Here is a 22505-nt window from a genome sequence, read left to right as displayed (position 1 = left end):
GTTGCCTGGTTTATCTTTTTTCAATTGCCACGATAAATGGCGGATTATTTTGCTGATTAATGAATTGATATTGAAGGACATGGGCTTGCTTTTGGTCCAATTGCTGACAATATTGAAGCAGTGCATCTCGTTCAATAGCTCCCCCTTCATGCCCGTGATAGATGACAAGGACAATGATCCCTTCAGGAGCCATTATTTCTAGCAATTGCTTGATGGCAGAAATGGTTGTTTCCGGTTTAGTCACAATTGTTTTGTCACTTCCAGGGAGATAGCCAAGGTTGAAAATGGCTCCAGTGACTTTACCATGTTGGTCTGCTGGTATCAATTCACTAACCTTTTCGTGACCATTGTGAAATAGTATGACCCGCCCCATGAGATTATGGTTATTTAAGCGTTGTTTGGTTGCTAGAATTGCTTGTTCCTGAACATCGAAACCATAAACCTTTCCTGTATCTCCAACAAGTTCCGCTAGAAAAACGGTATCATGTCCATTTCCTAATGTTGCATCCACCGCGATATCGCCTGGGGATACAGCTTTTTTAAGTAAAAGCCGTGCAAACGGTAGAATTCGATCCATTTTCATCGTTTATTGGATTCCCCCTGAAAATATTTTCCCTGCCAACTGTCTCTTCTTTTTAACTCTGCATCGATACTGTTTAAGACTTCCCATTTGTTAACGCTCCACATTGGTCCAATCATCAAATCGATTGGGCCATCGCCAGTGATGCGATGAACAATCATTTCCGGAGGTAAAATTTCCAATTGGTCACATACTAAGTTTATATAGTCTTCTTGAGAAAGAAATTGAAGCATTCCTTTTTCGTATTGCTTCACCATTGGTGTTCCTTTGAGAAGATGCAACAAGTGAATTTTAATACCTTGTACATCTAATTTTGCAACTTCTCTAGCTGTTTCCATCATCATATCGTAATTCTCTAGAGGTAGTCCGTTGATAATATGGGAGCAAATTCGTATGCCATGTTTTCTTAGTTTGTTTACTCCATCAATATAGCATTGAAAATCATGTGCTCGGTTGATTAGGGTTGCTGTCTGTTCATGGATAGTTTGAAGTCCTAGTTCTACCCAAAGATACGTCCGTTCATTTAATTCAGCTAAATATTCAACGACATCATCAGGTAGACAATCTGGACGGGTGGCGATTGATAACCCAACTACTCCATCTTGTCTAAGGACTGTTTCATATTTTTCACGTAATTCCTCGACCGGTGCATGGGTATTGGTAAAGGCTTGGAAATAGGCCATATATTTGCCATCTTTCCATTTCGTATGCATTTTTTCTTTTATGTCATGAAATTGTTTTTCAAGACTGTCATTACGGTTACCAGCAAAATCACCGGAACCTGCTGCACTGCAAAAAGTACAACCTCCATAAGCCACCGTACCATCACGATTTGGACAATCAAAACCACCATCCAAGGCAATTTTAAATACTTTATGACCAAATTGTTGACGAAGATGGTAATTCCAAGTGTGATAACGTTTATCATCAGATGCATATGGAAAAGGGTTTGTCTGAAGCATATCAGAAAACCTCCTTTATAAAAATTCGCATAAAAAATATTTTACATGAAAAAAAGTGCTTCTCCAACTAATTATTTCACACATGATTGCCAGTAATTATCAATGTGTTCATTGTAATACGAAGAAAATTGGAGAACAGACTAAGAAGTGAAGCATTAATGCTTCATTAATTGGTGCCACATCAAGAAGGGGGTACTTTCATGGCTACTCGTGCTTCGATGGAAACTTTATCACAACAGGTAGAAGAAACCATTCGCTTTGCAGAAGAGCAATACAAACAGAGCAGTATGCAAGAGCATTATAATGAAAATGATTATATTGAGGCTTTACAGAGACTAGAGCAAACTTATCAGGATATTGCAACAATGGCTCATAGTGCTAATGGGCAGCAAAGAGAACAGCTTCACAGAATGCGCCTGCAGATTCAACAGATGCAGAACAATATGATCTTACAGGGCACTAGAGGAGGAGAACAATAATGAAAAAACGTTCTAAAAAGCAAAACCCTGAACAGAAAAACCGGAATGGGATCAATAATCAAGATATGGAACTAGGACAGGATGTTGATCTTGTTAAGCAAGCTAAAAAGAAATATGAAAAAACAGGTGGGCAGCGGGTTAAATCAAAAATGCATCAAGAACAGGATCAATCATCTTAAAATTACTAAAAATCTCTCAACACTATAGTTGAGAGATTCTTTTTTTACGGTGAGTTCTACTGAAAAATCATTAATATAATTGGAATGCAAAACACAATTCTTTTTTCGAAAAATGGCAAATGAAAATGATTGAACTTTTACCAGAAAAGCTCTAAAATTACCTAGGGTATCGAAATATTTTTTTCAAAAGGAGCGTTGTTCATGCCACGTGCCTTATGGCTATTAATTATTGGGATGGCAGTGAATGTGATTGGCTCTTCTTTTTTATGGCCTTTAAACACCATCTATATTCACGACCATTTAGGGAAATCCTTATCGGTTGCAGGTATTGTTTTAATGCTTAATGCTGGTGCAACCGTTATCGGAAACCTTGTTGGAGGAAATCTATTTGATAAAATCGGAGGATACAAATCTATATTACTCGGTATAGCTATTTCGCTGATTGCTTTAATTGGATTAACCTTTTGGCATGGCTGGCCGACCTATGTTATATTTCTAACTATTGTTGGCGTTGGAACAGGGATTATTTTTCCAGCGATGTACGCGATGGCAGGATCCGTGTGGAAAGAGGGTGGCCGAAAGTCATTCAATGCACTCTATGTTGCACAAAACGTTGGAGTAGCTATTGGAACTGCACTGGGAGGTATCGTCGCAGAATATTCCTTCCAACTCATTTTTCTAGCGAATACCGTCATGTATATTCTATTTTTATTCATTGCTGTTTTTGGTTATCGAAGTATAACGGTCAAATCATCTAATCAGCAGGCTGTCAATAATAAATCAGTGACTGTTACAAATAGGGCAAATCTACAGGCACTGTTAATTCTTTGCTTTGGTTATTTATTATGTTGGGTTGCATATGTCCAATGGACAACAACAATTGCTTCTTATATGCAAGACGTCCATATTTCATTGTCACAATATAGTTTCCTTTGGACGGTCAATGGAGCACTCATTGTTCTTGTACAGCCGCTCTTAAATGGTGTACTTAAGCATTTGTCCATTTCATTGAAAGTACAAATCTTAATTGGAATCGCCTTTTTCATTGTATCCTTTTTCATTGCAAGTAAAGCAGAGATTTTTACAGGATTTTTGACAGCGATGATAATTGTAACGATAGGCGAAATGTTTATCTGGCCGGCTGTCCCAACGATTGCTTTTACCCTTTCTCCAGGAGGGAGAGAAGGTTTTTATCAAGGGATTGTTAATAGCACCGCAACCTGTGGCAGGATGATAGGACCGTTATTAGGAGGAATGGTTGTTGATCTATATAATATGTCTGCATTATTTACCATCTTAATGGGATTGTTTGTTGTTTCAATCATAACTACACTCTTCTATGACCGCGGTATTAAAGGAAAAGAGCAAATAAAAGATAAAAGTATGGTCGTATAAAAGATTTAAAGTATGGGAATAAAGAAATTGACCCATACTTTTTTTGTATTCAAGTAATGGGTCGTTATTTTTCCTTGTTTTGAAAATAGGCATATGCCCCTTGCATCTTGTTCAAAAATTTAATACAATTACCGTAAAATGATATTCGAATAACATTGAATAGGAGTAGTAGTGACTCAAAACCGTATAAAGAGAGTTGACGGCTGGTGAAAGTCAACCGGGGAGGTCATGAACTCGCCTAGGAGTTGCAGATATGAAAGATAGTAATGTCTGCCGTTTACCGCGTTAAGGTAAAATGAAGTGAGTGCATATGCACTAATGTGGGTGGTACCGCGGGAAGATACATATAATCCTCTCGTCCCTGATTTGGGATGAGAGGTTTTTTATTTTTTTGCCGTTAAATTAATGGAGGAATCTCTAAAAAGGTATCTCATCTCCGAACGTGGCAGCTTCCTATGAGTAATTAATTGTCCTGCAGTAGTAGATGGCGAAAGAACATAACTAGTACGAAAAGAAAAAAACAGCCAAATTTTAAAGAAAAAATACGATTCGAATAGCAAAGTGTTTTGTTATAGCGACAAAGACGCTTTTCGCTTTTCTAGTTAGGAGGATGAAATATGAGTTACGACCATCAACAAATTGAAAAGAAATGGCAAAAGAAATGGGAAGAAGAAAAAACATTTAAGACAAAAGAAGAACCGGGCAAACGAAAATTCTACGCTTTAGACATGTTTCCATATCCTTCAGGAGCTGGTCTTCATGTCGGCCACCCGGAAGGTTACACAGCCACTGACATCCTTGCTCGAATGAAGCGAATGCAGGGGTATAATGTACTTCATCCAATGGGTTGGGATGCGTTTGGTCTCCCTGCTGAACAATATGCACTTGATACGGGGAATGACCCGGCAGAATTTACAGCCAAAAACATTGAAACCTTCCGCAGACAAATTAAGTCACTAGGATTCTCCTATGACTGGGATCGTGAAGTTAATACAACTGATCCAGAGTACTACAAATGGACACAATGGATCTTCCTAAAACTTTGGGAAAAAGGACTTGCCTATGTGGATGAAGTGCCAGTGAACTGGTGTCCGGCTCTTGGTACAGTGCTGGCAAATGAAGAAGTGATTGATGGAAAAAGTGAGCGCGGTGGCCATCCGGTTGAACGCCGTCCAATGAGACAATGGGTTTTAAAAATCACTGCTTATGCGGACCGCCTTCTTGAAGATCTTGAAGAGCTTGATTGGCCTGAGAGTTTGAAGGAAATGCAACGCAACTGGATCGGTCGATCTGAGGGAGCAGAAGTGACATTCCAAATCGAAGGGCATGATGAAACTTTTACTGTATTCACCACTCGTCCTGATACACTATTTGGAGCAACATATGCCGTGCTTGCCCCAGAGCATGCTTTAGTAGAAAAAATTACAACTCCTGAACAAAAGGCAGCAGTAGAGGCATATTTAGATCAAATAAAATCAAAAAGCGATCTTGAACGGACTGATTTGGCGAAAGAAAAAACAGGTGTGTTTACAGGTGCTTATGCTATTAATCCAGCTAATGGCGAAAAGATGCCGATCTGGATTGCAGATTATGTTCTCGTCAGCTATGGAACTGGGGCCATTATGGCTGTACCAGCTCATGATGAGCGTGACCATGAATTTGCAAAAACTTTTGGTCTGCCAATTAAGGAAGTCGTAGCCGGTGGCAATGTAGAAAAAGAAGCTTACACTGGTGATGGCGAACATGTGAATTCCGACTTCTTAAATGGTTTAAACAAAGCTGATGCCATTCAAAAAATGATTGCCTGGCTTGAAGAAAAAGGAATAGGTTCAAAGAAAGTAACCTATCGTCTTCGTGATTGGTTATTTAGCCGCCAGCGTTATTGGGGTGAGCCAATTCCAATCATCCATTGGGAAGATGGCACAATGACAGGCGTACCAGAAGAAGAGCTTCCATTAATGCTTCCGAAAACAACGGAAATCAAACCATCAGGCACGGGGGAATCGCCATTAGCCAATATCGAAGATTGGGTAAATGTAGTTGACCCTGTTACTGGTAAAAAGGGGCGCCGCGAAACAAATACAATGCCGCAGTGGGCAGGTAGTTGCTGGTACTACTTACGTTATATTGATCCGAAAAATAATAAACAATTAGCCGATCCGGAAAAATTAAAACATTGGCTTCCAGTTGATATTTACATCGGTGGTGCCGAACATGCAGTACTTCATTTACTATACGCTCGCTTCTGGCACAAATTCCTATATGATATCGGGGTAGTGCCAACGAAAGAACCATTCCAAAAACTATTTAACCAAGGAATGATTCTTGGTGAAAACAACGAGAAAATGAGTAAGTCTAAAGGCAATGTCGTAAATCCTGATGACATCATTAAATCTCACGGTGCCGATACTTTGCGCCTATATGAAATGTTCATGGGCCCTCTTGATGCATCCATTGCATGGTCAACGAACGGACTGGATGGAGCCCGTCGATTCCTTGACCGAATCTGGCGTTTAATGGTAGAGGAAAATGGAGAATTAAATCCGAAAATCCAACCGGTTGAAGATGGTTCAAATCTTGAAAAAGTATATCATCAAACTGTAAAGAAAGTGACGGAGGACTATGAAGGGTTGCGCTTCAATACTGCCATTTCACAAATGATGGTATTCATTAATGAAGCCTATAAAGCAACCGTTCTTCCGAAGCATTTCATGGAAGGTTTCGTGAAACTACTTTCACCAATTGCTCCACATATTGCTGAAGAACTTTGGGAAAAACTAGGTCATACTGGTACAATTTCTTATGAAGCATGGCCTGCTTATGATGAAGCGAAGTTAGTTGATAACGAAGTTGAAATCGTGGTTCAAGTTAATGGCAAAGTAAAGGCTAAGTTATTGGTTTCAAAAGATGCCAACAAAGAAACATTAGAAGGTATTGCAATGGAAGATGAGCGGATCAAAGAACAAATCGAAGGAAAAACGGTCCGTAAAGTCATTACTGTTCCAGGTAAATTGGTGAATATTGTAGCTAACTAATTATTTGAAAACATCCCCCAATTTTTAGGGGATGTTTTTCTAAAAAGGGGACGATTTAGATGGAAGAAATTAAAACAATAACCCCAGCAGAATTAAAAAAGAAGCTTGAAGCTGGGGAAAAGCTTGAGATGGTGGATGTAAGGGAAGATCACGAGGTGGCAATGGGAATGATTCCTGGAGCCAAACATATTCGCATGAGTGATATTCCAGATAACCTTGACTATTTTGATAAAGACAAAGAATACATTTTTATTTGTCGCTCCAGTGCTCGTAGCGGCAATGTCTGCCAGTATCTACAGGATAAAGGCTATAAAGTTTGTAACATGGTCGGCGGAATGCTTGAATGGGAAGGCGAAACGGTATAAGACTCCAAATGGGAGTCTTTTTTTTTGACTTTAAAAAATCTAGCAGTGAGATGACTTAAGTTTAAGTCAACATCTATTCGTCTTTCCGTCTCTTCGTGTATTCTCTTTCATCTCAGTTGGAGGTTAACACAAGGAAGCCTCCGGTAGCATCCATATCGCATGACTGAATGCGACAGCTTATGGGAGGAGGCGATAGGAGGACGCTAAACAGGGAGCCTTTCACTTTTAAGTTTCTGAAAAACTGTCCATACTGTAAGAAAAAAGGAAAGGGAGAGACAGATGATTCAAGTAAAGTTATTTGATCGTGAGCATGAAAAGGATTTAGAGATAGAAATGAATCGCTGGTTGAGAGGCTTAGATGAAAAAAGTTTGCTAGATATTAAATACAATGTAGCAGCATTTCAAGAGGATGAAGAGGAAGAACAAGTCTATTGTTTTTCCGCTATGATTATTTACAGGGCCTAACGCTCAAAGTCAGGCCCTATTATTTTTGGCAGTTAAAGCTGCATTTGTTCCGGCTAATCTTCCCGTTACAAGAGCAGCAGTAATATTGTAACCACCGGTGTATCCATGAATATCTAAAATTTCACCAGCAAAATATAAACCGTTCATCAGTTTTGATTCCATTGTTTTCGGATTAATTTCTTTTACCGAAACTCCGCCACCAGTTACAAACGCTTTTTCAATGGAGAGGGTTCCATTCACCTTGAATTGAAAGTTTTTGCAACTATGAACAAAACTACGAATTTTTTCTTTTGAAATCGTTCCCGCTTGGGCTGTTGGGTCGATCTCGTTTTTTTCTAATAAAAATAACAAGTATCGTTCCGGAAGCAAGCCTTTAAGGATGTTCTTAAGATTTTTTTTCGGTTCGGCTTTCACTAATTTTACGATTTCTTGGAATAATTCCTCTTCTTTTCGATCCGGTAGGGCGTCTATAAGCATAGACACATGTGTAACATTAAATTTCTTTAGCGCTTTTACAACGAACTGACTGCAACGGAGTACTGCAGGGCCGCTGATGCCGAAATGGGTAAAAATCATGTCCATGCGGTGAGTAATTAACGGTTTTCCTTTTGGATTTAACACACTTAATTCGATATCCCGGAGTGATAACCCTTGTAAAACTTTATTTTTAATGAAAGATTCATCCGAGGTAACTGGTACTTCAGTAGGAAATAAATCAGTGATCGTATGTCCGGCTTTTTCTGCCCAAGCATAACCATCTCCGGTTGACCCTGTGTGGGGAACCGATTTTCCACCAACAGCAATAACAATGGATTTTGCAGTGAAAATTTGTTTATTCTTTAATAAAATGCCAGAAACCGATCCATTTTCATAAAGAACATCAACTACGGGTGCATCGGTCATAACCATAACCTGCAGTTTATCCAGCTGATTTAGTAAAGCATCAACCACCGATTGTGCTTTATTGGTTACCGGAAACATCCGACCATGATCCTCTTCTTTCAGTTGTATACCTAATTTCTCAAAAAATCGGATGATATCTTCATTATTAAAAATTGAAAATGCACTATACAAAAATTTACCGTTTCCGGGAATATGCTTAATTAATTCATCGACAGGGAGCCTGTTCGTAACATTGCAACGGCCGCCACCGGAAATGGCTAGTTTTCTTCCAAGCTTGTTCCCTTTATCTATTAATAAGACTTTTGCTCCTTTTTCTCCTGCAGCAATAGCTGCCATTAATCCTGATGGGCCACCGCCGATCACAATGACATCATAATTCATACTTCCACCAACTTTAAATAGATTCACCTCATTATAAACATTTTGTGACGAATATAAACGATTTTTTCATAAATTTCATTTGGTTGTTAGTAGCATAGCAAGAAAAGAAGTTGTAAACTATCAATAGTGTGCAAAAAACTGTAATGGTTTTTGCGGATTCTTCAGTCAGGAAGGGATTTTATGCAGTCTAAGCTTTTAAGAGGAACTTTTATCCTTACATTCGGAACGATACTATCCAAAATTCTTGGTTTAATTTACGTCATTCCATTTTTCCAAATTGTAGGGAGAGAGGGGACGGTCCTTTACCAATACTCTTATGTTCCCTATACGATTTTTATCAGTGTTGCAACGGCGGGAATTCCGCTTGCTGTTTCAAAATTTATATCTAAATATAATGCTCTTGAGGAATTTGCTGTTGGCCGAAAGCTTTTTAAATCCGGCTTACTGGTTATGCTTACCACTGGTGTGATTTCATTTCTCATCATGTACTTCGCAGCACCTGTTTTTGCGGAAATGAGCACAAATAAAGACGCCAATATTAAAGATGTAACAACAGTAATGCGGGCGGTAAGTTTTGCTTTGATTATTGTGCCATTTATGAGTTTAATTAGAGGATTTTTTCAAGGCCATCAATCGATGGGACCTACCGCTGTTTCCCAGGTTGTTGAACAAATTGTCCGGATTGCTTTCTTGCTCATCGGAGCGTATGCTGTCTTGAAAATTTTTAAAGGTGACATTGTAACGGCAGCTTCAGTGGCGACGTTTGCAGCGTTTGTTGGAGCTATTGGTGGTTTACTCGTATTATTTTGGTATTGGTATAAAAGAAAGCCATATCTGGATGAGCTTTTGCGAAAAGATAAAGGAACAGTAGAAATTTCTCTTAAAGAAATTTACAAGGAAATTCTGCTTTATTCCGCTCCATTTGTGTTAGTTGGGATTGCTAATCCATTGTTTCAAGCCGTTGACCAAATTACTTTCAGTAAGGCTATGGCTGAGATTGGAATCCAAGCGAAGGTTGCAGATTCTTATTTTTCAATTTTAAATTTTGAGTCTCACAAAATTGTAATTATTCCTATGTCACTGGCCACCGCCTTTTCATTAACGCTTGTCCCAAGTATTACACAGGCATTTGTTGCTGGGGATCGGAAGAGCTTAAACCATCAGCTCAACCAAACGTTTCAAGTGCTGTTATATTTAACCTTGCCTGCTTCCATCGGATTATCCTTATTGGCGGAACCTGTCTATACTGCGTTCTATCAGCATGATTTGATAGGGGCTGAAGTGTTGCGAGCCTATGCTCCAGTTGCTATACTCTTTTCTTTGTTTTCAGTTACAGCAGCTATTTTGCAAGGGATTAATGAGCAGCGCTTTACGATTTTAAGCTTATTAGTCGGATTATTAATTAAACTTTCTTTAAACATTCCGCTCATTAAAATGATGGAAACAAAAGGAGCGGTTTTAGCTACTACGCTTGGATATGCTGCTGCGATATTAATCAATTTATTAGTCATTAAGTCATTTGCTCACTATCCGTTTCGACTTGTATTAAGAAGAAGTCTACTTATTGTCATTTTTGTTGGTTTTATGTGGGCGGGCACAGGCATTGTTTATAAACTCTTATTGTTATTCCTCTCACCTGAATCAAAGATTGAATCTGTGATTCTTATAGGTCTCAGCGCTAGTGTGGGGGCAGCTATTTATTTTTACTTAGGCTTAAAATCTGGTCTAGCCCGCAAGTTATTTGGTGACAGAGTCGACCGTTTGTTGAGAAAATTACAGATTTTTGGAAGGAGACGAGCCAGTGAGAATTGATAAATTGCTCTCCAATCTTGGTTACGGCAGCCGCAAGGAAGTGAAACAACTTTTAAAAGACGGTGCTGTCAAAGTGAATGACACCATTGTTAAAGATGCTAAACAGCATGTGGACCCCAATACAGAAACTATCACCTTATATGGTGAAGTAATTGAATATAAGGAATGGATTTATTTAATGATGAACAAGCCTCCTGGAGTCATCTCGGCAACGGAGGATCATCAAGAGGAAACAGTCATTGATTTATTGGAAATGGAAGATCAAGTATATAAACCATTTCCAGTAGGTCGGTTGGATAAAGATACAGAAGGATTGTTGCTGTTAACCAATGACGGGCAACTGGCCCATCGCTTGCTATCGCCGAAAAAGCATGTACCAAAAACTTACTTTGCTGTCATTGATGGTGTGGTAACCGAGGAGGATGTTCAAGCTTTCTCTAAAGGCGTGGTGTTAAATGATGGGTATTTGACAAAGCCCGGCGAATTAAAAATATTAAAATCTGGTCTTCGTTCTGACATTGAGTTGACGATTACCGAAGGGAAATTCCATCAGGTGAAAAGAATGTTCCAAGCCGTCGGCAAAAGGGTTATCTATTTGCAGCGGATTTCCATGGGCCCATTGAAATTGGATGAATCTTTGGGGCTCGGGGAATATCGGGAACTGACCGAGGAAGAAATTGAACAGTTAAAAAATTATCAGGTGAAATAAACAAGACCTGTAATTGACCTAATCTTACCAACTTAATAAAACTAGACAAATGTTTCGTTAGCTTCCAAGACTTAAGTCTGGTCTTTGGCTAGATTTAGGTCTTTTCATTTTGTTTGTAATTTTAAGAAATTAAATAGTGTGTTCGTTTTGTTTTTTAGTCTTTATCTTTTGTAAACCGTTAGAAATTATTTTTGCTTATCTTTAATTTAAAAAGGGACAGAGTTTAATGACTTTGTCCCTTTTTTATTCATTAAGCATTCAAAAAGGATTTTAACATCCAGTTGTGTTTGTTTAGTTTGGCGATTAATTCTAAAAACATGTCACTAGTAACTTCATCATTGTTTTGCTTCGCAACTTCCATACCAACTTGTAACTCTGCAACAATTTGTGAAAAATCATTTACTACAGCTTGGACCATTCCTTCCGCTGTTAACATTTCAGTAGATTCCTCGATGGTTGCATATTGTATATATTCTTTTAATGTTGAAATCGGGCTTCCTCCAATGACTAGTAATTGTTCTGCCAATTCATCTATTACAGCAGCTGCTTCTTCATACAATTCTTCAAATTTAGCATGTAATGTAAAAAATTGAGGTCCTTTCACATACCAGTGATAGCGATGTAATTTTGTATATAATACATTCCAGTTTGCAATTTGTTGATTTAGTACTTGTTCAAGCGTCATGTTATTTCCTCCTCTTATTTCATCTGTTTTTATTATAACATTTATAATTTTAAAATCAATATTAAATTATAATTATTATAAAAAAGTCGAATTCTTATTTTTTAGCCTCGTTAAGGTATATTCCATCATCATGTCTTTCGAATGTTTTGATTCGTGTAAAGAGATGAAATGTGTTGAATGATCCATAAAAAATGGAAATCTGGGCAACTTATTAATATTCACGAAAGTAATTTGAAATGGGAAAACTCAAGTAGGGGGAAGAGGTAATGAAGCTTACACACGAGCAGCGGATCGAATTACATGGCTTTAATAACTTAACGAAATCATTAAGTTTTAATATGTATGATATTTGTTATACGAAAACACGAGAAGAACGGGAGGCCTATTTAAAATATATTGATGAGCAATATAGTGCTGAAAGGTTAACAAAGATTTTAAAAAATGTGGCAGATATTATTGGAGCACATGTATTAAATATTGCTAGTCAAGATTTTGAACCTGCTGGAGCGAGTGTGACATTACTTGTATCGGAAGGTCCTGTCAAGAATGCCCCAAAAGATATTTTTGAGGAATCACCAGGACCTTTAATGGAATCGGTGGTCATGCAACTAGATAAAAGCCATATAACTGTTCATACATACCCTGAATATCATCCAGATGAAGGGATTAGCACGTTCAGGGCTGATATCGACGTATCAACCTGTGGCGAAATTTCGCCTTTGAAGGCACTGCATTATTTAATTCGTTCATTTGAAACGGATGTTATGACAATCGATTACCGCGTACGTGGCTTTACTAGGGATAAAGATGGCAATAAACTGTTTATTGATCATGAAATTAGCTCCATTCAAAATTACATTCCAGACGATGTCATTGAAATGTTCGATATGATTGATGTAAATGTGTATCAAGAAAATATTTTTCATACGAAATGTAAACTTCGCGAGTTTGATTTGAATAACTATTTATTCGGTTATACAATAGACAAACTGTCTCCAGAAGAACGGATTGAGATTACGGAAAGAATTAAATTCGAAATGGATGAAATTTTTTATGGAAAAAATATTATCTAAAAAAGCTCAGTCATTTTCTGAGCTTTTTTCATGGTTTATCATTCAACAAATGATGAATCATTCGACTTCTATCGTCGAAAAACTGCTTCATAATCCGATAATGGCTTGTTTCTTCTAGTTTGCTCTCTCTAATTCCTTCATCCGTAAATTCAAAAATTACAGCATCTGGATATGACATAATAATTGGAGAGTGAGTAGCAATGACAAATTGTGAATTTTCGTTAACAAGGTCGTGAATTCGGGTGAGCATGGACAATTGCCGTAAAGGCGAAAGCGCGGCTTCCGGCTCGTCCAAAATATAGATCCCATTTCCACGAAAACGATTGATAAATGTCGCCAAAAACGACTCCCCATGGGATTGCTCATGGAGAGAAACCCCACCAAAAGAATCAATGACACGGGGTCCAAAGCCTTCACGGTCCATTTCCTCAATATTGGAAGCAACATTGTAAAAGCTTTCAGCCCTCAGGAAAAACCCATCTTTGGGCCGATCGATCCCCTTGATTACCCTTAAATATTCACCTAGAACAGAATGAGAATCATAGGTTGAAAAATGGAAGTTGAACGATCCACCTTCAGGATTGAACCCTAATGCTATAGCGATCGCTTCCAGTAATGTTGATTTCCCCATTCCGTTTTCACCTATTAAAAACGTCACTTTTGGATGAAAGGATAAGTCTTCAAAATTTTTTATAAATGGCAAATTAAATGGGTAGTGATTATAAGAAGAAATATCATTTCTTTTCAGTTCAATTTTTCTGAGATATTGATTTCTAAATAAATCCATACAGCCAACCCCAAAATATTTTCTATCATTGTATCATTTTTAAAAAATGAAATGGTCATTATCTGTAAGGTGAAAACGAAATGGAGAACATTAGACCATGCCGGGTCCGGTAGACACTAATTGTCTGTAATGAATATTTTGTCTACCCATCCCATAGATTTTAGAGAAATCACAAGGAGGGATGGGTATGCAATTTTATTACGGCCATCAAATGCCGTTACGAATACTAGATGAAGCAGAATTTTGGAAGCATCAGGAAGAGGAACATACAGTAGTCATCCGAGAACTAGTAAGTGGACTAGAGGAGGAATTTGTGGAGGCTTTGAAAAAATGGGAAACAGCCCTTAGCCAAACACATCAACAGGTGGTCCGGTTTATTGAAACAGTGGTCCGCTCAGGATACTATATTCCGAACCAACTGTACCAGCATGTTCTTCAGTTAGTTTCCTATTGTCTTCAAGAAAGCCTTGCATTTATACAATTGTGTCAGCAAATTAAAACAAATAGTGTAGCTGTCAGTAATAATCCGACGGCAAAGGTTGTGTTAGACCATATTATAAGGGAGTCAGAATATTTTACCGGCATTGCCCAAGCTCTGTTATATAGTAATCAAGGACAATCCCAATAGAAAAAAAGGAAGCCTAGAAACATTGGCTTCCTTTAACTTTTTAAATTTATATCATGTTCTTTTTAGGACAGAACAAATCAATTGCATAGGATTGTTTGTGTCTATTTTTCATTTTTAAGAGGAAAGTTTTACTTTCTTTCTTGTTGTTGTCCATTTTCCACGACTTGGGCTAAAAACCAAGTCATTATAAGCTAAAACATTTAAGTCTCGTTGTATGGTGCGAGGAGTAATACCAAATTCCTCTACAAGTTCTTGCGTTGTAACTGTACCGTTATCACGAATAAACATGTAGATACATTTGATACGGTTTAACATTCGGTTAGTTGAAGGTTTCAAAAAACCACTCCCTATCCTTTTTTCAAACCTTTGACGTAATCCCTCTACCGACAGTCTCTTTGAAGAAACATCTTCAAGAATATGTAGCTTCTTTTCCCCGCAGACATCTCCTTTTCATCAATCTGGAAGTGGAATCTAGATGTCATACATCTAACTTTATTGTACCCACAATTTTTTAAAATTTCTACCAATATAACAAAGTTTCCAAAACTTTCTTTGATTTACTTTAACTAGGTTCGGGACATCTCCTCCTTTGATTATTTCTTACTAATGAGTATGGTGGGTCAAGTTTAATTTATGATAAATTATTTGAATTTTTAGTAAAAAAATCAAATGAGCAAAATTGCTAAAATAATTTACGAAATGCTATTGTTAAGATATGTTCTTCAATAGGAGGGAAATGATATTGAAAAAAATTGATTGGATGCAGGAAGTATTAAAGCGTAAGGAGGCACTCATCAAGGACACTCAGGAATTGTTACATATTAAAAGTGTACTGGATGAAGAAAATGCTACAGAAGATGCCCCACTTGGTAAAGGAGTAAAAGAGGCTTTGGATTATATGCTACAGCTTGGGGAAAGAGATGGATTTTTGCCCAAAAATGTAGAAAACGTAGCCGGTCATCTCGAGTTTGGTGAGGGGGAAGAATTACTTGGCATACTTTGTCACGTAGACGTAGTACCAGAAGGGGATGGCTGGTCTAGTGACCCATATGCTGCTGAAATCCGAGATGGAAAAATATTTGCTCGCGGCGCATTGGATGATAAGGGGCCGACAATGGCAGCCTATTATGCAATGAAAATTGTCAAGGAGCTGGGGCTGCCGTTAAATAAACGGGTTCGAATGATTATTGGCACTGATGAGGAAAGTGGTTGGCGCTGTGTGGATACTTATTTCAAACATGAAGAAATGCCATCATTAGGTTTTGCACCGGATGCGGATTTCCCGATTATTAATGCGGAAAAAGGGATTGCCGATATGGATATGGTCCAGAAGGAAATGGAGCAAGATTTATCTGATGCAAGTGTGAAGGTCGTAAGCTTTGTTTCCGGAAAGAGATACAATATGGTTCCAGATTATGCACGTGCTATTATCATGGTAGAGGATAATGAAGAGGACGTCATCAAACAGTTCATCACGTTCATGCAACAGAAGGAACTTGAATATAGTTATTTTAAAAATGACGAACAAATAACGTTAGAAGTGATCGGAGTATCTGCACATGGGATGGAGCCAAGAAATGGAAGGAACGCTGGTCTTTATCTGGCTAAATTTCTTGCAGACCAACCATTAGATAAAAAAGCAGCACATTATTTTCAATTTGTTTCTCGATACTTTTACGATGACTCTAGGGGAGTAAACCTAGGAGTAGCGTACTCTGATGATATTTCTGGTGACTTAACAATCAATCCTGGAAAATTTTCTTACACACCTGAAGCTGGTGGCCGAATTGGAATGACTTGTCGTTATCCGGTAACAAACAATATGGATCAAACAAAGGCAAAGTTGGATGCGCTTTTAGAGACAGAAGGATTTTACATTGATCATTTTTCTGATTCGAAACCTCACCATGTAGATGAAAAAGAATTTCTCATTCAAACATTGAAAAAAGTGTATGAAGAACAAACAGGTGAGAAAGCAGAATTGATTGCAATTGGTGGAGGTACCTATGCACGGTCACTTAAATCTGGTGTGGCATTTGGACCGCTATTCCCTGGTCGTCCGGATATTGCCCATCAAAAAGATGAATATATGTTCATTGAAGATTTATTAAAAGCAACGGCCATCTATGCTCAAGCTATTTATGAGTTAGCTCAATAAATGACATTAAAAGGGGATGGGAGAAAATGACATTTGCCATCTTAAATGGAAAATTGATAGAACGAAATCAGGCCAAGATGGATATTGAGGACCGCGGTTATCAATTTGGTGATGGGGTTTATGAAGTAATTCGAGTTTATAACGGAAAAATGTTCACACTACAAGAGCATTTGGAGCGTTTCGAGAGAAGCACAAAAAGTATAGGCGTGTCACTCCCTTATACTATGGATCAATTAAAAAGCCTACTTTTGGAGCTTGTTGAAAAAAATAACCTCCGTCTTGGCATTATTTATATGCAAATTACAAGAGGGGTGGCACCCAGAAATCATGCTTTTCCGGAAGAGAATGTTGAACCAACCTTAGTTGCCTATACAAGGGAGATGCCAAGACCAAAGGACGAGCTACAAACCGGCGTGAAGACCATTCTGACCGAAGATATCCGCTGGTTGCGCTGCGATATTAAGAGCTTGAATTTACTTGGCAATATTTTAGCTAAGCAAAAAGCGGTAGAGCATGGCTGTTTTGAAGCGATTCAGCACAGGGGCCAGAATGTTACTGAAGGCAGTTCATCCAATATTTTTATGGTGAAAAATGGGATAGTAATTACACATGAATCCAATCATATGATTCTAAAAGGGATCACAAAAGATGTGATTCTTGGACTTTGTTCTGCAAGTGGTATTCCAGTTAATGAACGGGCCTTTACACTTAAAGAATTGGCAGAGGCCGATGAGGTGTTTTTATCTAGTACAGTGGCAGAAGTCATGCCAATTATTGAAGTGGAAGGAAAGGTAGTTGGGAATGGCGAGCCAGGACCAATAACAAGAAAAATACAGGAATTGTTTGTCAACGAAATCGAAAAGCAATGTGGAGCCTTATAAAATTAGAAAAAAGACGTGGAAGTGATCCACGTCTTTATATCATTTGCGATAAAAATGTGATCTAAGAACCTCGTAATTGGAAGATAACAAGTATTTTGGCCCCGTACTTCTCAGAAATACTACTCATCCGATAGGAATGCGGTTAGCAAATTTCTATTCAAACTGAAATAAGTCACTAGAAAGATATCTTTCACCGGTGTCGCAAGCGATGCAAACAACGACCTCGTCCGGGGTCAGTCTTTTAGCCACTTGAAGTGCAGCATAGCAGGCAGCACCCGATGAAGGACCGACAAGAATCCCTTCCTCTTTTGCTAATTTCCGGGAAATATCATAGGCATCCTCATCAGAAATTTGGAAAATCTCATCATAAATATTTTGATTTAAGATTTTTGGAATAAAGCCAGGGCTTGTTCCAACAAGTTTATGTTTTCCGGGTTTACCGCCAGACAATACAGGTGAACCTTTTGGCTCAACGACATGGACGGTTAATCCTTCAAAATGTTCTTTTAATTTTTCGCCTGTTCCGGTAATAGTCCCGCCGGTACCGGCCGTTGCTACAAAAGCAGCTAAAGGTTTTCCGATTTCTTTCATCGCTTCTATAATTTCAATGGCAGTTGTATGACGGTGTGCATTCGGATTGGCTTGGTTTTCAAATTGCATCGGAATAAAACTATTTGGAATTTCTTTGGCTAATTCTTCTGCCTTCCTAATGGCACCGGGCATTTTTTGATCACCTGGTGTCAACACTACTTCCGCACCATATGCTTTCAATATATTAATCCGTTCCTGAGTCATTGTATCAGGCATCACAATAATTGCCTTATACCCTCGAGCTGCTGCATTCATTGCTAGGCCGATGCCCGTATTGCCACTGGTTGGTTCAATAATTGTTGAACCTTTCTTCAATAGCCCTTTCTTTTCTGCTTCCAAAATCATATTAAAGGCGGCACGGTCTTTTACACTTTTGCTTGGATTAAAAAATTCAAGCTTTAAATAAACAGAAGCTCCATCTCGAGGAGCCATCCGATTTAACTTTACTAAAGGAGTATCTCCGATTAAATCAGCCATATTGTTGACGACTTTCATGTTTGGCACAGTCCTTTCTTTCCTAGTTAATTATTATGATAAAAAAATTTTTAAACAAAGTAAAAATATTCTTCGTCTGAAACTAGATACAATTAGGCGAAAATAGAATAAAATTGAGAAAAGGATGGATAAGAATGGAACATAGGACACATTTTTTCTTCGCTCTAAAAATACCTGAAGAAACGAAATTAAAGATAAAAGATCATATGGAAAAATTAAAGGCTGAACTTCCCTTCAGCCGGTGGGTACATTATCAGGATTTGCATATTACTTTGGCTTTCTTGGGTGCGGCTCCTGAAGAGAAACTAAAAAGAGCCATATCCAATGTAATGGCGGCTTTACAAGGACAAACTGCCTTTCCATTAAAAATTAATCAGTTAGGAATTTTTGGAATGGAAGCAGCCCCCCGTATTTTTTGGGCAGATACGGAGGAGAGTAAGGAGCTTATAGTAATTAGAAAGAAAGTGTATGAAGCATGTGAAAAGGCAGGATTTCAATTGGAAACTCGCCCATTCCGCCCGCACATAACATTAGCAAGAAAATGGAGAAAGGAAATGCCGTTCCAGAAAGATTTGCTTGAAATCTGGGGAAAACTGCAACCGGAGCCATTACCATTTCAGGCTGAAGAAGTGGTGTTATACCAAACACACCTCCATCAAACGCCTAAATATGAAGTTATTCAAGCGTTTCCATTAAAAACGGAATGAAGGTTGATTTTATGCAGGAAATATACTTTATTATCAATCCTAGTGCAGGAAACGGACGGTGTTTGAACATATGGAAAAAAATAGAACAAACTCTAATACAAGAGAATATACACTTTCACGCATTTTTTACAGAATATCGGGGCCATGCAACAAAAATAGCTAGTCAAATTGCTGTCATTCATGATCATCCAAAGCTTATCATTGCAGTTGGCGGGGATGGAACACTGCATGAAGTATTGAATGGGATTAAAAATCATAAAAATATAAAGATAGGATTAATCCCTGGGGGTTCTGGAAATGATTTTTCGCGGGAGTTTCAAATACCACAAGATCCATTAGACGCTTTAAAAGTACTCCTTCGGTTAAGAAAAGATAGGCCTGCTTTTATCGATATAGGTAAAATAATGTTTCAGGATGGTACTGAGCATTATTTTATAAATAATATGGGTGCGGGATTTGATGTGCTCGTTGCTTATAAGGTCAATCATTCAAAAGTTAAATCCATACTTAATAAACTAGGATTTGGACGCTTGGTTTATGTATACTTTTTACTAAAAGAATTATTTCTGTATAAAACTAATACGATCGATTTAATGATAGATGGTACTAAGTCTACCTTTAAACAAACTTGGTTTGTTACCGTTTCAAATCAACCTTATTATGGCGGTGGCATGAAGATTGCTCCAGATGCAGCACCAGATGATGGTCTGTTGGATATTACTGTTGTTTATCAGTTATCACGATTAAAGCTGCTACTAGTTTTTATGACCGTTTTTTGGGGGAAGCATATACACTTTAAGGAAGTGAAAACCTTTAGAGGAAAAACCATCACGATCCAATCCAGATCGACCATGTTTGTTCATGGAGATGGAGAATTTATTGGCTACACACCTTTACATGTTGATATTCAATGCAAAGGGATACAGATATTAACGAGAAGGCAACCAAAAGAAGAAGCAGACTGGAAAGCGAGGGACACGTATGATATCCACTGAAAGGTTGTTTTTCGCCTATTTGGATGAGATGGCTACTATTACAATATTAATGCCCCTGACCTATCATCATGGATTGTCATCCTCGTTTACCATCACACAGGGAAGTTTGAAGAGTCCATTAACCATTGTAAATCAGGTTCAAATTGAAAACTATCAAAAATATACTTGTAAGTTGAACGAAGAATTTTGTTTTGGTACGCAATATTGGGTGTTAGATGAACATGGAGGACAAACTGACCTTCAAATTGGAGCTGTCATTAGAACGGAGGAATTTGATAAAAAATTTTATTATGAAGGAAATGACCTAGGTGTTATTTATTCGCCCATTGAATCAGGTTTTAAGCTTTGGGCCCCCACAGCCACTCAAGTGAAACTGAAACTGCGGCATCCAAAGACGAAATATTCCGAGATTATCAAGATGAAGCGTGAAGAGGTGGGGATATGGTCTGTAGCTGTTCGGAAAAATTTGGAGTACTATCATTATAGTTATCTTGTTCAAGTAAATCAGGAGTGGCGCGAAGTGGTGGATCCGTATGTGAAAGCGGTATCTGCCAATGGAGATATGGGAGTGATTGTAGATCTTAATAAAACACGAAGAGAAAAGCCTGTTCTTCCTCCCATAGAAAATCCAGTTGATGCTATTATTTATGAAACACATATTCGAGATTTTACTATTCATCCAAATAGCGGTGTTAGACATAAAGGTCTTTATTTAGGTGTTGCAGAACGTGGTACAAGATCGGCAAATGGAGAACTTACTGGGTTATCTTATGTAAAGGATTTGGGGGTGACCCATATTGAATTCCTTCCGTTTAATGATTTTGCCGGTGTGGATGAACTAAACCCTCTAAGTAAATACAATTGGGGATATAACCCCATTCACTTTAATGCACCTGAAGGCAGTTATTCAACTGATCCCTCCGATCCGTATGCTCGTATTCTTGAATTAAAAGAAATGATTCATCAGATTCACAAAGCTGGGCTTCGGGTTATCATGGATGTAGTTTATAACCATGTCTATATTCGTGAGGAATCTTCTTTTGAAAAAATACTCCCTGGCTATTATTTTCGTCATAATGAGATGGGTTTACCATCAAATGGTACAGGAGTAGGAAATGATATTGCTTCAGAGAGGAGGATGGTGAGGAAATTTATTGTGGACTCGGTTGAGTTTTGGCTAAGGGAATACCATGTTGACGGGTTCCGTTTTGATCTAATGGGAATTTTAGATGTAGAAACGATGAATGAAGTCCGCAAAGTTTGTGATCGACTAGGTAATGATATCCTAATTATTGGAGAAGGTTGGAACTTGAATACTCCGCTTCCTTTACAAAAAAAAGCGAATCTCGCAAATCAAGCGAAACTTCCTTCCATTGGTCAATTCAATGATCAATTTCGAGATTCTATTAAGGGTAGTACTTTTAATTTGCACGATAAGGGCTATGCCTTTGGGAATAAACATTATTTCGAAGTAGCTCTCGAGTCTATAATGGGCAGTGTCGGTTTTCACAAACGATTCAAAAGAATGTTTAATGAACCCTTTCAATCTGTGAATTATATTGAGTGTCATGATAATCATACTTTATGGGATAAAATTGAGGCTTGTCTTCCAAATGTGGACGAAGAGATTCGCATGAAAATTCACCGGCTTGCTACTGGTATCGTCTTGCTGTCTCAGGGAATCCCATTTCTTCACAGCGGTCAGGAATTTTTTAGAACAAAAAAAGGAGATAGCAATAGCTACCAATCACCAGATTCCATAAACCAGCTTGACTGGGATCGAAAAAGTAAATATAAAGGAAATGTGGACTATATTAAAGGATTGATACAAATCCGAAAGGCTTATTCTTGCTTTCGAATGAGGAAGGCAGTGGAAATCCATAATAAAATCCGCCAATTACCTTTAGTGGAACCCCTATTGGGAGCCCTATATCTCGGGGAACAGGAGGAAATAATCTTATTAATAAATCCCACGGCCAACCACCATTATATTTCAATCCCAAAGGGAGAATGGTTAGTGTTAGCTGATTCAGATCAAGCATCAACCGTTCCTACGAGAATGATTCAAGGTGGCGGGATACAAATGGAGCCTATATCTTTAAATGTATTATTAAAAAAATAGTTGTTGAAGATTACTTGACGAAAAATGTCTACCCGAGATAAAATTTATAAAGATGGCTATTGTAGAAAAAGTTTCAATAGCTTTTTTTTGTTTACAAATCATTTGTAAAACCTTCTCT

22 protein-coding genes and 1 other annotated feature are annotated in these 22505 nt (G+C 38.0%); of the genes, 15 read left to right on the top strand and 7 right to left on the bottom strand.

Annotated elements, in window-relative coordinates; translation table 11 throughout:
* Window positions 1-10: 10 nt before the first annotated feature.
* Both mnmM and mnmL read right to left on the bottom strand, forming a co-directional pair.
* Window positions 11-583, bottom strand: coding sequence for a tRNA 5-(aminomethyl)-2-thiouridylate-methyltransferase MnmM (mnmM, locus tag G4Z05_RS07035; RefSeq protein WP_163251167.1), 573 nt, complete (start codon window positions 581-583; stop codon window positions 11-13).
* Entirely contained in the window at window positions 580-1542 is a 963-nt protein-coding gene (mnmL, locus tag G4Z05_RS07030; protein WP_163251166.1) for a tRNA modification radical SAM protein MnmL/YtqA, read from the bottom strand. Before mnmL ends, mnmM begins: the two co-directional genes overlap by 4 nt.
* Before the next feature lie 200 nt (window positions 1543-1742).
* Between mnmL and G4Z05_RS07025 the strand changes: the two genes are divergently transcribed.
* The 6 genes from G4Z05_RS07025 to G4Z05_RS07000 all read left to right on the top strand — a co-directional run bounded on the left by G4Z05_RS07025 (window position 1743) and on the right by G4Z05_RS07000 (window position 7460).
* Window positions 1743-2021: a YtzC family protein gene (locus G4Z05_RS07025; RefSeq protein WP_038536814.1), complete on the top strand. Its 279-nt coding sequence runs from the start codon at window positions 1743-1745 to the stop codon at window positions 2019-2021.
* The gene (locus G4Z05_RS07020; RefSeq protein WP_163251165.1) at window positions 2021-2200 is read left to right on the top strand and encodes a glycogen biosynthesis protein GlgD; all 180 of its coding nucleotides are present in this window, start codon (window positions 2021-2023) and stop codon (window positions 2198-2200) included. Before G4Z05_RS07025 ends, G4Z05_RS07020 begins: the two co-directional genes overlap by 1 nt.
* Window positions 2201-2401: 201 nt before the next feature.
* Window positions 2402-3595: an MDR family MFS transporter gene (locus G4Z05_RS07015; protein WP_163251164.1), complete on the top strand. Its 1194-nt coding sequence runs from the start codon at window positions 2402-2404 to the stop codon at window positions 3593-3595.
* 146 nt (window positions 3596-3741) lie between these two features.
* Window positions 3742-3961 (top strand) — a binding site (T-box leader).
* Window positions 3962-4212: 251 nt separating this feature from the next.
* Window positions 4213-6630, top strand: coding sequence for a leucine--tRNA ligase (leuS, locus tag G4Z05_RS07010; protein WP_163251163.1), 2418 nt, complete (start codon window positions 4213-4215; stop codon window positions 6628-6630).
* A 59-nt stretch (window positions 6631-6689) separates the two neighbouring features.
* A complete protein-coding gene (locus tag G4Z05_RS07005; RefSeq protein ID WP_163251162.1) occupies window positions 6690-6995 on the top strand; it encodes a rhodanese-like domain-containing protein in 306 nt (101 codons plus the stop codon).
* Window positions 6996-7274: 279 nt separating this feature from the next.
* Window positions 7275-7460: a sporulation protein Cse60 gene (locus tag G4Z05_RS07000; RefSeq protein ID WP_163251161.1), complete on the top strand. Its 186-nt coding sequence runs from the start codon at window positions 7275-7277 to the stop codon at window positions 7458-7460.
* Between the two features lie 9 nt (window positions 7461-7469).
* Here G4Z05_RS07000 and G4Z05_RS06995 read toward each other — a convergent pair whose 3' ends face one another.
* Complete coding sequence (locus G4Z05_RS06995; RefSeq protein WP_163251160.1) at window positions 7470-8744, bottom strand: BaiN/RdsA family NAD(P)/FAD-dependent oxidoreductase; 1275 nt, start codon at window positions 8742-8744, stop codon at window positions 7470-7472.
* A gap of 180 nt (window positions 8745-8924) precedes the next feature.
* On the opposite strand from G4Z05_RS06995, the gene G4Z05_RS06990 reads away from it, so the two are divergent.
* Together G4Z05_RS06990 and G4Z05_RS06985 are read left to right on the top strand one after the other, a co-directional pair.
* Complete coding sequence (locus G4Z05_RS06990; protein WP_163251159.1) at window positions 8925-10556, top strand: putative polysaccharide biosynthesis protein; 1632 nt, start codon at window positions 8925-8927, stop codon at window positions 10554-10556.
* A complete protein-coding gene (locus tag G4Z05_RS06985) occupies window positions 10546-11265 on the top strand; it encodes a pseudouridine synthase (RefSeq protein ID WP_163251158.1) in 720 nt (239 codons plus the stop codon). Before G4Z05_RS06990 ends, G4Z05_RS06985 begins: the two co-directional genes overlap by 11 nt.
* Before the next feature lie 250 nt (window positions 11266-11515).
* On the opposite strand, the gene G4Z05_RS06980 is transcribed toward G4Z05_RS06985, so the two are convergent.
* Window positions 11516-11950, bottom strand: coding sequence for a Dps family protein (locus G4Z05_RS06980; RefSeq protein WP_163251157.1), 435 nt, complete (start codon window positions 11948-11950; stop codon window positions 11516-11518).
* A gap of 266 nt (window positions 11951-12216) precedes the next feature.
* On the opposite strand from G4Z05_RS06980, the gene speD reads away from it, so the two are divergent.
* Window positions 12217-13023 carry an adenosylmethionine decarboxylase gene (gene speD, locus G4Z05_RS06975; protein ID WP_163251156.1) on the top strand — a complete coding sequence of 269 codons (807 nt, stop codon included), beginning with the start codon at window positions 12217-12219 and terminating at the stop codon, window positions 13021-13023.
* Window positions 13024-13051: 28 nt separating this feature from the next.
* On the opposite strand, the gene G4Z05_RS06970 is transcribed toward speD, so the two are convergent.
* The gene (locus G4Z05_RS06970) at window positions 13052-13810 is read right to left on the bottom strand and encodes an AAA family ATPase (protein ID WP_163251155.1); all 759 of its coding nucleotides are present in this window, start codon (window positions 13808-13810) and stop codon (window positions 13052-13054) included.
* A 187-nt stretch (window positions 13811-13997) separates the two neighbouring features.
* On the opposite strand from G4Z05_RS06970, the gene G4Z05_RS06965 reads away from it, so the two are divergent.
* The gene (locus tag G4Z05_RS06965) at window positions 13998-14438 is read left to right on the top strand and encodes a DUF2935 domain-containing protein (RefSeq protein WP_163251154.1); all 441 of its coding nucleotides are present in this window, start codon (window positions 13998-14000) and stop codon (window positions 14436-14438) included.
* Window positions 14439-14552: 114 nt separating this feature from the next.
* Here G4Z05_RS06965 and G4Z05_RS06960 read toward each other — a convergent pair whose 3' ends face one another.
* Window positions 14553-14774 carry a DeoR family transcriptional regulator gene (locus tag G4Z05_RS06960; RefSeq protein WP_038536788.1) on the bottom strand — a complete coding sequence of 74 codons (222 nt, stop codon included), beginning with the start codon at window positions 14772-14774 and terminating at the stop codon, window positions 14553-14555.
* A gap of 406 nt (window positions 14775-15180) precedes the next feature.
* On the opposite strand from G4Z05_RS06960, the gene pepV reads away from it, so the two are divergent.
* Window positions 15181-16596: a dipeptidase PepV gene (gene pepV / locus G4Z05_RS06955; protein ID WP_163251153.1), complete on the top strand. Its 1416-nt coding sequence runs from the start codon at window positions 15181-15183 to the stop codon at window positions 16594-16596.
* Between the two features lie 26 nt (window positions 16597-16622).
* On the top strand, window positions 16623-17477 hold the full coding sequence (gene dat / locus G4Z05_RS06950) for a D-amino-acid transaminase (RefSeq protein WP_163251152.1): 855 nt from the start codon (window positions 16623-16625) through the stop codon (window positions 17475-17477).
* Window positions 17478-17630: 153 nt separating this feature from the next.
* Here dat and cysK read toward each other — a convergent pair whose 3' ends face one another.
* Complete coding sequence (cysK, locus tag G4Z05_RS06945; protein WP_163251208.1) at window positions 17631-18563, bottom strand: cysteine synthase A; 933 nt, start codon at window positions 18561-18563, stop codon at window positions 17631-17633.
* Window positions 18564-18697: 134 nt separating this feature from the next.
* Between cysK and thpR the strand changes: the two genes are divergently transcribed.
* The 3 genes from thpR to pulA are packed head-to-tail and all read left to right on the top strand — an operon-like array spanning window position 18698 to window position 22387.
* Entirely contained in the window at window positions 18698-19270 is a 573-nt protein-coding gene (thpR, locus tag G4Z05_RS06940) for an RNA 2',3'-cyclic phosphodiesterase (RefSeq protein WP_163251151.1), read from the top strand.
* 11 nt (window positions 19271-19281) lie between these two features.
* Complete coding sequence (locus G4Z05_RS06935; RefSeq protein ID WP_163251150.1) at window positions 19282-20265, top strand: diacylglycerol/lipid kinase family protein; 984 nt, start codon at window positions 19282-19284, stop codon at window positions 20263-20265.
* Complete coding sequence (gene pulA / locus G4Z05_RS06930; protein ID WP_163251149.1) at window positions 20252-22387, top strand: type I pullulanase; 2136 nt, start codon at window positions 20252-20254, stop codon at window positions 22385-22387. The genes G4Z05_RS06935 and pulA overlap by 14 nt, the downstream gene beginning before the upstream one ends.
* Window positions 22388-22505: the final 118 nt, after the last annotated feature.

It is taken from the genome of Neobacillus thermocopriae (assembly GCF_010975035.1).
GTDB classification, from domain to species: Bacteria; Bacillota; Bacilli; order Bacillales; family Cytobacillaceae; genus Neobacillus; species Neobacillus thermocopriae.
Note: the sequence above shows the minus strand (reverse complement) of the source record. Positions and strands in the feature narration are given on the sequence as shown.